Genomic DNA, 13,253 nt, shown 5'->3' on the forward strand with positions numbered 1-13,253 from the left:
CAGGGCAGGTGGGCGTGCTCGCGCGGTGCACTTCCGGCGTTGCCGTATGCATCTGCTGCGCTACTCAAAGTAGGGCATCGGGAGCACATGTGCCACCTGCTCATGGGAAATGGACCAAGGATCCTGAAGCGAGGCACACTGGGCCGCACGTACGGAGAGGGAGCAGATGCCGCCGAGGAGCAACCCAACAGCCCGTCAGCAACGCCTTGGTGCTGAGCTTCGCAAGCTCCGCGAAGCCTCAGGCCTGACCACAGAGCAGGCGGCTGCCGTTCTTGCTACGAACCGCACCGTGATCACGAGCACTGAGGCTGGACGTCACGGCATCAGCCCCGAGCGGGTGCGTCGGTTGGCCTGCAACTACGACTGTGCGGATTCGGCGTTGGTCGAGGCGCTGATGCGGATGGCTGCTGAACGAACCAGGGGATGGTGGGAGGACTTTCGGGGGATTCTCCCGCCGACGTTCTTGGACATCTCTGAGCTGGAATGGTTCGCCAAGCGGCTCCGAATGAGCACCATGACCCACATCCCTGGCCCGTTCCAGACCGAGGCCTTCGCTCGCGCGTTGTTCGCCGCAGCGATCCCGGCGTTGCCGGCTGATGAGTTCGATGCTCGGCTCGCTCATCGGCTCCAGCGGCGGCGGGCGCTCGATAGGCCTGACGCACCTCCATATGTGGCCATAATTCACGAAGCCGCGCTGCGTATCGAGGTCGGTGGCCGGGAGACGCTGCGCGAACAGCTGCACTCCACCCTGGAGATGGCGGACCGCGACAACGTCACTGTCCAGGTCATCCCGTTCTCGGCCGGAGCTTTTCCGGGGTCAGGCCAGTCCATCCTCTATGCCGAGGGTGATGTACCGAGCCTGGATGTGGTGCAACTTGACCGGACGACCGTTGCCGAGTTTCTTCATGTCGAAGCTCAACTCCGCAAGTTTTCACTTCAGCTGGACCAGATGCAGCGAGTTGCCCTGTCGCCGGAGCAGACCCGTGACCTGATCCACGCCATCGCACGCGAGCTATAGGAGAGGTCGCTATGTCTGAAATTACCTGGGAAGCTCCCTTCTGCCAGGACTCCGGAAATTGCTTCCGCCTGGGCACCGACGCCGCCGGCAATGCCTACATCGCCGTCGCCGGTCAGGAGGATCATCCCCTCACCGACTCCATAGACGCCCTGCGCACCCTCATTCTCGACATCAAGGCGGGCAAGGCCGACCACCTCCTCTAACGCCCTACGACCCGTCCGCTCCACGCGAACGCGCCCCCGTGTCAAGGCATGGCCGGACGGGGGCGCGTTCTGCGTTCAGCCCACCCCGCGGCTGCGGACCCGGACCGGCTCCGCCACTGCCCTCGCTCCTTCGGGTTGGAACCTCGCGACATCCGAATGTGGACGACGGCGGTTCAGCCGTCGAGGCTGTCGAGTGCGGTTTCGGCGTAATGGGGCCAGGCATGGGCGTGGGTGACGGGGATGGCGACCCAGTCCTTGAACGGCCGGTGCTTGCCGGAGGGGTCGAAGAGTTCGGTTCCGGGCAGGGCAAGGGCCTCGGTGTGGGCGTGGGTGCCCGCGCCGAGCCGGAAGGCCAGCAGGTCGCCCTTGAGGCAGGCGAAGGCTTTGCCGTGGACCTTGAGGGCACGTTTGCCGAACATTGCTCCAGCGGTGGCACCGCGTGGGGCGAGGTCGGTGGCGATCTCGCCGAACAGGTCGTCAGAGGTCATGTGGCGGGTCCTCGCTCCTTCGAGTTGAAACGTCTCGCGACATCCAACCGGCACGTGGCCTGCCGACGCCAATCCGGTGAACCTTCTTCCTTGTCATTGAGACCGCCCGACGGGGGCGGTCATGGCGTCACCTCGAAGCGAGAACTCGGTGGCGAGCTCGGGCCGTTGCAGACGAACATGCACCACATGAGTGACCAACCCGCGCGATGGAGCCAGGCAGTCGTCTACCCCGACATGTGGGCTGATCCGGACGACGACCCGCGACACAGCGAGAACAGTCCGGACGGCGAGCTTGCGACGCTGCATGACTTCCTGACGAACTACCGCATGACCCTGCGGATGAAGTGCGAGGGCCTGTATGCGGAGCAACTGGCCCGACGGTCGGTTCCGCCGTCGACGATGTCGCTGCTCGGCCTGGTGCGGCACCTCGCCGAGGTGGAACGGGACTGGCGCAACTGGATCAGCGATGGCGACCCGCTGCCGAAGCTGTACGGCGAGCGTAACGCGGACTTTGCCGGAACTGTCGCCGTACAGGCCGAGGTTGACACCGCGTTCTGTGATCTTCAGCGCGAGCAGGCCGCGACCGACGCCGCGCTGGCCGAGCACCCGGACCTGAACGAGCGTGTGGGGAAGGACGGGATCGCGGTTCGGGAGCTGATGGTGCACAGGATCGACGAGTATGCCCGTCACTGCGGGCACGCCGACCTGTTGCGCGAGTGCATCGACGGCAGGGTGGGCCAGTGAGGGCGGCCGGGGTCAACAGCCGCCCCACCGGCCCGGGTACCTCGCTGTTTGGCCGTCGGCACGTTCGCGGATCGGGCAGGCCCAGTGACACCGAGCGCCGCCCGCCCAGTAGCCGCCCGCGAGTGCTGGTGGCCACCCGGGCTGCGGTGGGTCAGTGCATCAGTGGGATCGCCAGGGCGACCGCGGCCAGCGCGGCCACCAGCAGCAGCCACTTCCGCGAGCTCGCGCGGCTCCGCCTGTCGAGGCCGTCCAGCCGGCCGATGCCCCGACCGTATGTCTGACCGAGCCACAGGTAGGCGGCGCCGGCGTCCTGGCCGCTCTTGCCGTGGTGGTGGTGATGGTGGTGGCCGCCGAAGTTGCCACCGTGGTGATGGCCGCCGAAGCCGCCGCCGTGGTGACCGCCGAAGTCGCCTCCGCTGTGACCGTCCATGGAGCCCTCCCCTGAGTGTCGCTTCTCTCGAGCGTGCCACTTCTCGGCCCGCGCTACCTCAGCGCAGGCTCTGAACTGTGAAACCGCCACCACGCTGATCTTCGTCAACTCCGTTGTGCGAATAGCCGAGGAGACGCAGGTTTCGGACGAGACGCCGGTCAACAGGCAACAGCAGCGCCGCCGCCGGGGCCGCCACGCGGCGAGGCGACCGCGACCACACCCCGGCAGCCTGGTGCGGTCGTCGGCGGTGATGGCGCTCGGCACGGTGGCGTCGCGGGTGACCGGGCTGGTGCGGCTGGTGCTGCAGGGAGCGGCGCTCAGTTCGGGGCTGGTGGCCAGTACTTACAACACGGCGAACACCGTGCCGACCAGCATCTCCGTGCTGCTGGTGGGCGGCGCGCTCAACTCGGTGCTGGTGCCCCAACTGGTGCGGGCCCGGGCGGAGCACGCGGACGGTGGACGCGCGCATGAGCAGCGGCTGATCACGCTGGTGCTCTGCGTGCTGGGCGTGGGGACGGTGCTGGCGGTGCTGGCGGCACGCCAGATCGTCAGCCTCTACATGCCGGACTCGCCGCACGACCACGGGGCCTTCGAGCTGACCGTGGTCCTCGCACGGTTTCTGCTGCCGCAGATCTTCTTCTACGGCCTGTACGCCGTGCTGGGACAGGCGCTCAACGCGCGGGGCAGGTTCGGCGCGATGATGTGGACCCCGGTGCTGAACAACGTGATCTTGATCAGCCTGTTCGGCCTGTACCTCTGGTTGGTGGCCTCCCCGCTCACGGTCACGGAGGTGACGCCCGCTCAGGTGCGGCTGCTCGGTATCGGCACCACGGCGGGGATCGTGGTGCAGGCGCTAGCGCTGGTGCCGTACCTGCGCGCGGCCGGCTTCCGCTGGCGGCTGCGCTTCGACTGGCGCGGTGCGGGGCTGCGCAAGAGCGTGAGCGCCGCGCGGTGGACGTTGCTGGTGATGCTGGCGAACCAGGTCGCGATCACCGTGGTGACGCGCTACGCCAACGCGGCCGACCTGCAACTCCCTCAGGCCGGCGTGGGGAACACCGCCTACTCCTACGCGCAGACGATCTGGATCCTGCCCCAGTCGATCGTCACCGTCTCCCTGATCACGGCGCTGCTGCCCCGGTTGAGCCGCGCGGCGGCCGAGCGGCGCCTGGACGACGTGCGCGCGGACCTCTCGCGCGGGCTGCGGGCCACCGGCGTGGTGATCGTCCCCGCGGCCTTCTTCTTCCTCGCCTTCGGCCCCCAGCTCGCGGCGATGCTGTTCTCGCACGGTTCGACCGACGCCCGGCCGATGGGGCACATGCTGCAGGCGCTGGCGCTCGGGTTGATCCCGTGCTCCGCCCAGTCGTTGCTGCTGCGCGGCTTCTACGCGTTCGAGGACACCCGCACGCCGTTCTGGGTGGCGCTCTGGATCTCGGCCTTCAACATCGCGCTGGCCATCGCCTGCCACCTGCTGCTCCCCGAAACGTGGGCGGTCACGGGCATGGCCGCCGCGTACAGCGTCTCGTACGCGATCGGCGTGCTGGTCACCGCGGTCTGGCTGCGCCGCCGACTCGCGGGCCGGCTGGACGGCAAGCGGCTGACCCGCACCTACGGGAAGTTGACGGTCGCCGCCGGGGCGGCCGGCGCGGCCGGCTGGGCGGCGGCGCATGCGGGTTCGGTGGCGCTCTGGGGGCCGGTGCTCGAACTGGTGGCAGGCGGTGGGGTGATGCTGGTGCTGTTCCTGGCGCTCGCCAGGGTGCTCAGGATCGGCGAACTGCGGATACTGCCGGGCCTGCGGTGAGCAGCTCAGCAGGGTCGGCCTAGGATCGGTGAACCGGAACAACCAACGGGTGGGCATGAGATGAAGCGCGCGACGGGGGCCCTGCTGGGGCTGGCGATCGGGGATGCGATGGGCTTTCCCACCGAGTTCAACACCCTCGCGCAGATCGAGGCGAAGTTCGGGTCGTGGCGCACGCTCCCGCTGCCGATCTCCTCGGGTACCGCCTATGTCACCGACGACACCCAGATGACGCTCGCGCTCGGCGAGGGGCTGCAGGTGGCGCTGTCCGGCGGCCCACTCACCGCCGAGCGGATGGAACCGCCGGTCCGCGAGCACTTCCTGGCCTGGTACCACTCGCCCGAGAACAACCGGGCCCCGGGCGGCACCTGCCTGCGGGCCTGTGAGGCGCTGGACCGGGGTGGCGTCTGGCAGGCGGCCAGTGAGGTCGGTTCCAAGGGCTGTGGGGCGAACATGCGGGTCGCGCCGCTCGGCCTGATCCCGGGTCTGAGCGCCGAACAGCGCTCCGGTGCGGCCCAGTTGCAGTCCGGCCTCACCCACGGCCACCCCACCGCGCTCGCTGCCAGTGACCTGACCGCGCACACCGTTCACCTGTTGGCCCAGGGCACTGCGCCGACCGACCTGCTGCCGCTGCTGCGCGCCTACGCGCAGGAGAGCCGGGAGGTCTACCGGGCCGACTGGTTGGGCGACCTGGCCGAGCACGCCCAGGACCCGGACCGGGTCTCCTTCATCGCCCGGGGCTGGGCGGAGTGTCTGGCCGTCCTGGACCGGGTGGCGGCCGCACTGCCCGCCGCCGATCCGGAGGCCGACCCCTGCCTGGCCACCGGCGCCGGCTGGATCGCCGAAGAGGCCTTCGCCACCGCCCTTTTCTGCTTCCTCCAGCATCCCGACGATCCGGTGACCGCGGTGCGCCGTGGCGCCTACTCCTCAGGTGACTCCGACTCGATCGCCGCGCTGGCGGGAGCCTTCGCCGGTGCGTGCCACGGGGCGGCGGCCTGGCCGTCGGAGTGGGTGGCGGTCATCGAGTACCGCGAGCGTCTGCTGGCCCTCGGCGCGGCCTGGGATCGTTAGGGGGCCGCTGCGCTCGGCCCGGGTGGCCAGCACCACCGCTGCGCGGGGCTCTGAGTCCAGAGCCCCGCGAGCTGCGCCCGGCTACCGGGTCAGTAGTTGACGATCTGCAGATTGCCGGTGTTCCCGTTCACGGTGCCGCCCACGTACAGGGTGCCGTCGTCGGGGCCGACGGCGAGGCCGCTGACCGAGTCCTCGTTCAGCCCGCTCACCGTCTCGTCCGGGAGGGCCGCGCCCGTGGTGGCGTTGAAGGCGAGCACCGAGGGGCCGTTGGTGTAGTCGTTCTCGACCACGTAGAGCCGGCTGCCGTCCGCGCTGACCTGCGGGTAGTCCAGCTCGCCGGTGCCACTCAGCAGCCGGAGGTTCGTGGTGACGGTGTCGGTGGCGGGGTTGATCAGTGCGCCGGCGCCGCTGCCGGTGCCGTTCACCGCGAACAGGCGGCTGCCGTCCGGGGTGAACGCCAGCGCGTAGTCGTAGGCGGTGGCGGTGCCCGGGACGGTGCCGACCAGGCTCGGTGCGGCGCCGGCCGTGCTCAGGTGCAGCACGCCGGCGATGCTGCCGACGTACACGTCGTGGCTGCCTGGTCGGACCGCCACCTCGCCCAGTTCGCTGGCCGGCACCTGGACCTGCGTGGTGAACGCCCGCTGCGCGGTGGCGAACTCCAGCACCCGGCCCTGCCCGTACTGACGGTAGGTCTCCGGCCCGTCCTGGGCCAGGTAGAGGGTGGACCCGTCCGGGCTGAGCGTCAGCCCCTCGGTCACGCCCGGGGTCCAGCCGGTCGGGCGGGGTTGGTCGGGCAGGGTGAGTGAGGCGAGTGCGGTCAGCGAGGCGGTGTCGACCACGCTGAGGGCCTGCCCGTTCAGCACGTAGAGCAGCGAGCCGTCCGCGCTGAGTGCCAGGTACGGTCGCCACTGGTCGGCGCCCAGGACGAGCTGCCCGGTCACTGTGTCGGCCTGGGTGTCGACCACCTTCACCACGACGTTGTTGTTCGCGTCGGTCGCCACGACGTAGGCCTTGCTGCCGTCCGGGCTGACCACCGGCGTGACGTCCTCGGTGCCCACCGCGATGGTGGCCTCGTTGCCGGAGACCGGCGGGGTCGATGTGACGGGCGTGGCCGCGGTGGCCACGCCGGCGGCCGGGCCGAGCAGCGCCGCGACAGCGAACGCCGCGGTGCCCCAACGGAAAGTCCGTGCAGGAGACTTCATGTGTAGCTTCCCTCCCCATGGCACCGCACGACGCGCTGCCGCAGGGCACGCTAGACGCTGCCCGGTCGAGGTGGAAGGGGGCCTGGGCGGGGGCCGTCCGCTCGCGAACCTCCGACCTGGACCGATCCGGGCCGGCGCGAGCCGGCACGGGCCCACTGTTCGTCCGCCGGTCACCTTCCCGAGCGGGATGAGATTTCTTCGCCGTGCTCGCAACCTCGGCCGGTGTCGCGCGTCTGGTGGGTTGAAGGCGCCCTTCAGCTGATGTTCCAGACCTTGTTTCCGTCACTTCCTCGGGAGAGTCACATGTCCTTGCACGCCAAGCGGAACTACCGTCCCCGCGCCCGCGTCGTGGGTACCGTCACCGGTATCGCGCTGCTGCTGGGCGGCGGCTTCGCTGCGCAGGCCGTCGCCGACTCCGGCGTGAAGGTGACCGACGCCACGCCGACGGTCACCACCACCGGGGACGCGACCCCGCAGGTCGCGTCGACGCCTGGCGTCTCGACGCCCGGTGTCTCGACGCCGGGCGGCGGTTCGAAGGTCGTGAGCCCGGGCACGTCGGCCGATGCTTCGAAGGTCGTCAGTGCGGGCACTCCGGCCAGCGCGGGCAAGTCCGGCGTCGTGACCGCTCCGGCGGCTGCCCCGGCGGCCGCCTCGGCCGAGGGCGCGCCGCGGGTGATCCAGCCGGGCAGCGGCGTCCAGAAGTAGCAGCAGTACCAGTACCAAGGGGCGGGCCGGCCGCTGCGCAGGTCGGCCCGCCCCTCCCGCTCCACCCGCAACGGATCGAGGCCCATGCAGTACGCCATTCCCGCAGCGTCGCCCTGGTGGTCCCGGTTGCTCTCCCGGATGACCGAAGCCGGGGACCCGCAGGTCCGGGGACGTCAGCTGCGGGCCGTCGGTACGTCGTCCTACGACGACGAGCCGCCGCCCACGCTGACCGAGCTGTACTGGGCACGGCGACTCGACATGCTGCGGCTCGCGATCTTCCTGGTGGATGATCGGCACACCGCCGAGGACGTCGTTCACGACGCCTTCGCCGCGCTCTGCCGCACCTACGGCACCTCGCTGGACGGCCTCCAGGATCCCGGGGCCTACCTGCACACGGCCGTCGTCAACGCGGCCCGCTCCGTGCTGCGCAGGCGCCGCACCGCCCGTGCCTACACCCCGCCGCACCAGGGTTACGGGCCGCCTGTCGACGAGGGGCTGCTGCTTGCCGAGGAGCACCGTGAAGTTCTCGTCGCGCTCGCAGAGCTGACGGACCGTCAGCGTGAGGTGCTGGTACTGCGCTACTGGTCGGAGCTGACCGAGGCGCAGATCGCCCAGACACTCGGGCTGTCGCGCGGCACGGTGAAGTCCACCGCGAGCCGCGCGCTGGACATCCTGGAGAAGAAGCTGGGGGAGGAGCGATGAAGCCGACTGCCGAGGACCGCCGGTCCGCGACCGAGGACCGGTTGCGCGCCGCGCTGGCCGCCCGCGCCGCGCTCGTCACGCACCGCGACCTGCGCCACGACGCGCCGCCGCAGGGCCGCAGTTGGGGAGTGCGCCGGGTGCGCGGGGTCGCCTTCGCCGTGCTCGGGGCGGCTGCCGCCGTGGCGGCCGGGTGCCTGCTGCTGCCCGGCAACCCGCCGGACCCGGCGCCGTTGCTGCCTGCCGGCACCCCGGGCATCAGCGGACCATCGCCGTCCGCACCCGCGAGCCCGGTCGGCCCGTCCGTCGTGAGTCCTGGCGTGCTCAGCACGCCGTAGCCGGGGGTGTGACCGCCAGCAGGTCATTGGCAGGCGGGACAGGGCATCGGTACCCCGTCGCCGCCCATCGGGCCGACGCTGAGGGTCGTGGAGCTGACCATGATCGCGTCGTCGGCCGGGGACTTGGCGTACAGGTTGTCGATGTCGGCGACCAGCGGCTGGGTCTCGTTCGGCGGGATGACCTGGACCTTGACCGCGCGCGGGTAGCCCGCGCTGGCGCCCGGCGCCTTGGTGTCGAACTGGACGTAGGCGGCGCTCGCGGTCTGCGGGCTGTTCGAGCTGCGGGGGGCGAGGGTCTGCTGGACGGGCTTGCCGCTGCCGCTCGAGGCTGCGTTGCGCACGTCCTTCATGCCGAGTGGCCGGCCGGTGCTCTGATCGAGCAGTTCCACGCCTGGGTAGCCGTACAGCGTGCAGGTGTGGGTGGAGGTGTTGATGAGCTGGATGTAGAAGTCGCCCTTGCCGCCGCTGGGCGAAGGGGCGTCCTGCGGGCCCATGATGACCTGGAGCAGGAGGTCGCTCGAGTGACAGGCGGTGCCGGCCGAGGCGGGAGTTGCGCCCGAGGTCACGGGCGCGTTGGTCACGGGCGCGCTGGTCACCGGTGCGTCAGTGACCGGCAGGTTGGTGGCCGGTGCACTGGTGGCCGGCGCGCTGGCCGTCCTCGAGGGCGCAGCGGCCGTGGTGGCTGGCGCACCGGCTGCCGTACCCGAGGACGTGGCGCCGCACGCCGTGAGCGCCACCCCGGCCGCCAGCGTCACCGCGAGCCGTTGAATTCGCATCAGTTCCCCCAGGGTCCAAGCCAGTTGACGCCTTACGTTGTCCTTACGCCAGGGCGATCGCCGACGGTTTCAGCTGTTACCGTCCTGGAACACGACCGGTACGGCTGGCAGGATCGTTTCATGGACCGACCTGTGGACCGACCCGTGGTGACCCTGCGCAAGATCACGCTCGACGACTGGCCGGCCGTGCACTCCTGGGCCGGGCTCGAAGAGGCGTGCCGCTACCAGGCCTGGGGGCCGAACACCGAGGAGCAGACCCGCGCGTTCGTGGAAGTCGCTGCCGCAGGCTGGGCGCAGGACGATCAGCGGCGGTTCAGCTACGTCGCCTGCCTGGCGGACGAGGTCGTCGGCATGGGGGAGTTGCACATCCGCAGCCGGTCCCAGCGGCAGGGCGAGATCAGCTACGTCGTGGCCCCGCGCGCCTGGGGACGGGGTGTGGGCACGGCGATCGGGTGGGAGCTGCTCACGCGCGGGTTCGGGGAGTTGGGGCTGCACCGGATCTACGCCACCTGCGACCCGCGCAACCTCGCGTCGGCCCGGGTGCTGCGCAAGCTCGGGATGAGCCATGAGGGGCGGCATCGGCACACCGCGCTGATCCGGGACGGCTGGCGGGACTCCGAGGTGTTCGCGATCCTCGAGACGGAGCACGGCTGAGACGGAGCACCGCTGAAGCCCGGTGCGGCCCGGTGCTGCCTCAGCGTCGTGCGTGGCGGATCTTCACCCGGCCGAACTGCAGGGTTCCCGTGATCCGGACCGTCGGTCCGCCGCCGTGAGCGCCTCGCGGGGCGCGGTAGTCCGGGGCCTTCCACACGCCGCGCAGATCCTCGAGGTCGACGACCGCGTCGCGCGGAACCGTGATCTTCGCCCGGCCGGTGCCGAGCTGCAACTCGATGTCGACCACCGGGTGTTCGATGACCGCCCGGGACAGGTCGAGGTGCACTCTGCCGAAGGCGGACTCGACTCTGAGGACCCGGGGGACCCGCCAGACGCCGCGCCGTCGGATCGCTCCGCTCATCGCGCCGATCGTGGAGGCGGCTCCCGGCTTCTCGGCCGGGAGCGAGGCCAGGGCCGGCACGAGGTCACCACGCGTCCGGGCGGTGAGGACCCGCTGGAGCAGTGCGTCCATGTCCTCGTGCGAGAGGTGCCCTTCGGCGTACGCCTCTTGCAGGCGCCGCACGGCCGTGTCGCGATCGTCCTCGGTGATCCGTGGCGGTGGGTCTTCCGGCAGCGAGGTCACCTCGCCACTCTACGCCGTGACCTCCGCCGAATCCCCGCCGCCGGCGGCGAGCTGTTCCGCCAGTGAGCGGTGAAAGGCGGTCACCAGCGCCTGGGTCAGCAGGGGTTCGATCTGTCCGGCCTGCTCGCGCATCCGGTCGACCTCGGCGTCGTCGGCGCCGCTCTCGCGGAACGGCTTCCAGACGGTCTCGCGGAAGAGGCGGTGCAGTTCGCGGGCGGTGGCCTGGCTGTGCAGGCGGACAACGGCGCGGGTGGCGACGATGGTCTCCAGCGGGATCGGCAGGTCCAACACCCGTGCGCCCAGCGGGAGCAGGCCCGGGTCGACCAGGAACTCGTCAGCGCGGTCGGTGCGTTGGAGGGCGCCCATGGCGACCAGCTGGTCCAGGTCGGCCTCCGAGAGGTCGCGGCCGACCCGGCGGGAGAGTTGGCCGGTGCTGGCCTGCTCGGCGGTCTCCGGGGCCCAGACGGCGATCAGGGCGCGGTGGATGGCCAGGTCGAGGGCGCTGATGTCGGGCGGGAGCTGGTCCAGGTAGCGCTCGATCGCGGCGAGCGTGAGGCCCAGGCGCTGCAACTCCTCGATCAGCTCCAGGCGGTCCAGGTGCTCGGCCCCGTACAGGCCGACCCGGCGCGGCCCCAGCTGTGGTGGCGGCAGCAGGCCCCGGCTGCCGTAGAAGCGCAGGGTCCGCACGGTCACCCCAGCGCGGGCGGCGAGTTCGTCGACGGTCATACGCAGCACGGTGGGGGCTCCTGGTGGGACAGTCCTGCTGTGACAGTAGCAGTGTGACCATCCCACCAAGGCCATCCCACCAAGGCCATCCACCAAGGCCCGAAGGCAGCCCGAAGTCAGCCCGCCAGCTCCGCGTGGTGGCGCTTGGCGACCTCGGGGTGAGCGCGCAGGTAGCCTTTCAGCTCGTTGCGCCCGAACTCGGCGTAGAGCGGGTTGGCCGGGTCCTCCGTCGCGCCGGGGGCGTGGTGGGCGTGCGGGAACTCCAGCGGCTCGATGTGGGCGTCCAGCCGCGGGTTGTAGAAGAACGGCACCGAGTAGCGCTCGCGGCCGCCGGGCGGGCTGACCACGCGGTGGTTGGTGGCCTTCAGGTAGCCGTCCGTGGCGACCTCCAGCAGCTCGCCGAGGTTGACCACGAAGGAGCCCGGCATGGACGGCACGTCCAGGAAGTCGCCGTCGGGCATCTCCACCTGCAGCCCGGGCACGCCGTCGGTCAGCAGCAGGGTGAGGAAGCCGTAGTCCTTGTGCGCGCCGACCCCCTGGCCGCCGCCGTCGGGGGCGCTGCCGGGGTAGCGGACCAGCTTGAGGCGCAGGTGCGGGTGGCCGGCGAAGGCGTCGTCGTAGAAGTCGGGCTTGGCGCCGATCGCGGTCAGCAGCTCGTGCAGCAGGCGGTCGGCGACGGCGCTCAGGCGCTCGATCCAGTGCAGCGAGGCCCTGCGCAGCTCGGGCAGGCCCGCCGGCCACTGGTTGGGGCCCTCCAGCCACCAGTAGTCCGGCTCGTCGGCCGCGGGGCGGTGCGGGGGCAGTTCGGCGCCGATGTCGAGCTGGTCGCGCCAGTCGCTGCGACCGCCGGTGCGCTCGTCGCCGATCCGCGTGTAGCCGCGGAAGTGCGGGGAGTTGAGGTTGCTGATCGCCAGCCGCTCAGCCTCGGGGAGGGCGAAGAAGGCGTGCATCGCCTCGGTCAGTTCGGCGGTCTCGCGCTCGGTGACGCCGTGGCCGATCAGGTGGAAGAAGCCCACCTCGGTGGCCGCCCGGTTCAGTTCGTCCTGGAACGCGGCCCGCTGCTCGGGGGTGCCGGAGGCGGCCGAGAGGTCGATCACCGGAAGGCCGGTGGATATGTGCTGCTGCTGCGACATGAGGGTGACATCCGCTGGGTTCGGCCCGGCCGGTCCCGGCGGTGGCCGGGTGGACCGGGGACGCTGCGGATGATGGCGCGGCGCCCCCGGTGCCGGGGTCCTGAAAGGTGAGGGTGAGGGGTCAGCGGTGGCCGCGACAGGACATGCTCGTGACGCGGAGCAGGTCCACGTGGCGACGCCTGACGAGAATGAGCACGTCCACCAGGGTAGAGGGCTCAGGGGGGTGGGTGGATTGTGACCTGCATGACAGGCGATTATGCGGGCGGGTCCTGCAGCCCGTCGATACGCAGATCGGCCAGTCGTACCTGGTACCAGACAACGGTGGTCTTTCCGCCCGCCCAGTCCTCGGTGAGGATCACGGTGGTGTGGCCGGCGCCGCTGCCCTCGTCCTTCACCGACCAGTCGTTCGGTCCGTTCTGGGCGCGGAAGATCGGATCCGCCTGGTGCGAGGTCGCCCACTGGCTCAGCTCGTTGTTGAGCTCCGTGGTGAGGAACTCCTGGCGCACCTCGAGCGGGTCCTGGTTGGGGGTCTGGCCCAGGACGGCGTCCCGGTATTGGCCGAAAAAGGCGTTTACCTGGTCTTCGGCCCGGGTCCGCTGCGGCACCGCGTGCGCGGGGGCGGCCAGCAGACCGGCGAGTGCGAGGGAGGAGACCGCGGCGAGCGCGGTGCGGATGCGTGGCATGCGGA

General features: G+C 70.7%; 18 protein-coding genes. 10 read left to right on the forward strand and 8 right to left on the reverse strand.

Annotated elements, in window-relative coordinates; genetic code table 11:
• Positions 1–166: 166 nt before the first annotated feature.
• Together P3T41_RS02310 and P3T41_RS02315 are read left to right on the forward strand one after the other, a co-directional pair.
• Complete coding sequence (locus P3T41_RS02310) at positions 167–1,018, forward strand: helix-turn-helix transcriptional regulator (protein WP_280687226.1); 852 nt, start codon at positions 167–169, stop codon at positions 1,016–1,018.
• Positions 1,019–1,029: 11 nt separating this feature from the next.
• Entirely contained in the window at positions 1,030–1,221 is a 192-nt protein-coding gene (locus tag P3T41_RS02315; RefSeq protein WP_280687227.1) for a hypothetical protein, read from the forward strand.
• Positions 1,222–1,394: 173 nt separating this feature from the next.
• Here the strand turns inward: P3T41_RS02315 and P3T41_RS02320 are convergent, their stop codons facing one another.
• Positions 1,395–1,709, reverse strand: coding sequence for a hypothetical protein (locus P3T41_RS02320; RefSeq protein WP_280687228.1), 315 nt, complete (start codon positions 1,707–1,709; stop codon positions 1,395–1,397).
• Positions 1,710–1,895: 186 nt separating this feature from the next.
• On the opposite strand from P3T41_RS02320, the gene P3T41_RS02325 reads away from it, so the two are divergent.
• Complete coding sequence (locus tag P3T41_RS02325) at positions 1,896–2,453, forward strand: DinB family protein (protein ID WP_280687229.1); 558 nt, start codon at positions 1,896–1,898, stop codon at positions 2,451–2,453.
• A gap of 151 nt (positions 2,454–2,604) precedes the next feature.
• On the opposite strand, the gene P3T41_RS02330 is transcribed toward P3T41_RS02325, so the two are convergent.
• Positions 2,605–2,883: a hypothetical protein gene (locus tag P3T41_RS02330; protein ID WP_280687230.1), complete on the reverse strand. Its 279-nt coding sequence runs from the start codon at positions 2,881–2,883 to the stop codon at positions 2,605–2,607.
• Between the two features lie 229 nt (positions 2,884–3,112).
• On the opposite strand from P3T41_RS02330, the gene murJ reads away from it, so the two are divergent.
• Together murJ and P3T41_RS02340 are read left to right on the forward strand one after the other, a co-directional pair.
• A complete protein-coding gene (gene murJ, locus P3T41_RS02335) occupies positions 3,113–4,681 on the forward strand; it encodes a murein biosynthesis integral membrane protein MurJ (protein WP_280687323.1) in 1,569 nt (522 codons plus the stop codon).
• A gap of 60 nt (positions 4,682–4,741) precedes the next feature.
• Positions 4,742–5,749 (forward strand): ADP-ribosylglycohydrolase family protein, encoded by a 1,008-nt coding sequence (locus P3T41_RS02340; RefSeq protein ID WP_280687231.1) that lies wholly within the window; start codon positions 4,742–4,744, stop codon positions 5,747–5,749.
• A gap of 89 nt (positions 5,750–5,838) precedes the next feature.
• Here P3T41_RS02340 and P3T41_RS02345 read toward each other — a convergent pair whose 3' ends face one another.
• On the reverse strand, positions 5,839–6,951 hold the full coding sequence (locus P3T41_RS02345) for a hypothetical protein (protein WP_280687232.1): 1,113 nt from the start codon (positions 6,949–6,951) through the stop codon (positions 5,839–5,841).
• 303 nt (positions 6,952–7,254) lie between these two features.
• Between P3T41_RS02345 and P3T41_RS02350 the strand changes: the two genes are divergently transcribed.
• The 3 genes from P3T41_RS02350 to P3T41_RS02360 all read left to right on the forward strand — a co-directional run bounded on the left by P3T41_RS02350 (position 7,255) and on the right by P3T41_RS02360 (position 8,693).
• On the forward strand, positions 7,255–7,656 hold the full coding sequence (locus P3T41_RS02350; protein WP_280687233.1) for a hypothetical protein: 402 nt from the start codon (positions 7,255–7,257) through the stop codon (positions 7,654–7,656).
• Positions 7,657–7,740: 84 nt separating this feature from the next.
• Positions 7,741–8,358: a sigma-70 family RNA polymerase sigma factor gene (locus tag P3T41_RS02355; protein ID WP_280687234.1), complete on the forward strand. Its 618-nt coding sequence runs from the start codon at positions 7,741–7,743 to the stop codon at positions 8,356–8,358.
• Entirely contained in the window at positions 8,355–8,693 is a 339-nt protein-coding gene (locus P3T41_RS02360; protein WP_280687235.1) for a hypothetical protein, read from the forward strand. Before P3T41_RS02355 ends, P3T41_RS02360 begins: the two co-directional genes overlap by 4 nt.
• A 23-nt stretch (positions 8,694–8,716) precedes the next feature.
• Here P3T41_RS02360 and P3T41_RS02365 read toward each other — a convergent pair whose 3' ends face one another.
• Positions 8,717–9,274, reverse strand: coding sequence for a DUF4232 domain-containing protein (locus P3T41_RS02365; protein ID WP_280687236.1), 558 nt, complete (start codon positions 9,272–9,274; stop codon positions 8,717–8,719).
• 25 nt (positions 9,275–9,299) lie between these two features.
• Between P3T41_RS02365 and P3T41_RS02370 the strand changes: the two genes are divergently transcribed.
• Both P3T41_RS02370 and P3T41_RS02375 read left to right on the forward strand, forming a co-directional pair.
• Positions 9,300–9,461: a hypothetical protein gene (locus tag P3T41_RS02370; RefSeq protein WP_280687237.1), complete on the forward strand. Its 162-nt coding sequence runs from the start codon at positions 9,300–9,302 to the stop codon at positions 9,459–9,461.
• Between the two features lie 128 nt (positions 9,462–9,589).
• A complete protein-coding gene (locus P3T41_RS02375) occupies positions 9,590–10,123 on the forward strand; it encodes a GNAT family N-acetyltransferase (RefSeq protein WP_280687238.1) in 534 nt (177 codons plus the stop codon).
• Between the two features lie 40 nt (positions 10,124–10,163).
• Here P3T41_RS02375 and P3T41_RS02380 read toward each other — a convergent pair whose 3' ends face one another.
• The 4 genes from P3T41_RS02380 to P3T41_RS02395 all read right to left on the reverse strand — a co-directional run bounded on the left by P3T41_RS02380 (position 10,164) and on the right by P3T41_RS02395 (position 13,248).
• Positions 10,164–10,706: a DUF1707 domain-containing protein gene (locus P3T41_RS02380; RefSeq protein WP_280687239.1), complete on the reverse strand. Its 543-nt coding sequence runs from the start codon at positions 10,704–10,706 to the stop codon at positions 10,164–10,166.
• Positions 10,707–10,715: 9 nt separating this feature from the next.
• Positions 10,716–11,432 carry a MerR family transcriptional regulator gene (locus P3T41_RS02385; protein ID WP_280687324.1) on the reverse strand — a complete coding sequence of 239 codons (717 nt, stop codon included), beginning with the start codon at positions 11,430–11,432 and terminating at the stop codon, positions 10,716–10,718.
• Positions 11,433–11,548: 116 nt separating this feature from the next.
• Complete coding sequence (locus P3T41_RS02390; protein WP_280687240.1) at positions 11,549–12,565, reverse strand: 2-oxoglutarate and iron-dependent oxygenase domain-containing protein; 1,017 nt, start codon at positions 12,563–12,565, stop codon at positions 11,549–11,551.
• 254 nt (positions 12,566–12,819) lie between these two features.
• On the reverse strand, positions 12,820–13,248 hold the full coding sequence (locus P3T41_RS02395) for a hypothetical protein (RefSeq protein ID WP_280687241.1): 429 nt from the start codon (positions 13,246–13,248) through the stop codon (positions 12,820–12,822).
• Positions 13,249–13,253 lie beyond the last annotated feature (5 nt).

This window comes from Kitasatospora sp. GAS204B (genome assembly GCF_029892155.1).
Lineage (GTDB): Bacteria > Actinomycetota > Actinomycetes > Streptomycetales > Streptomycetaceae > Kitasatospora.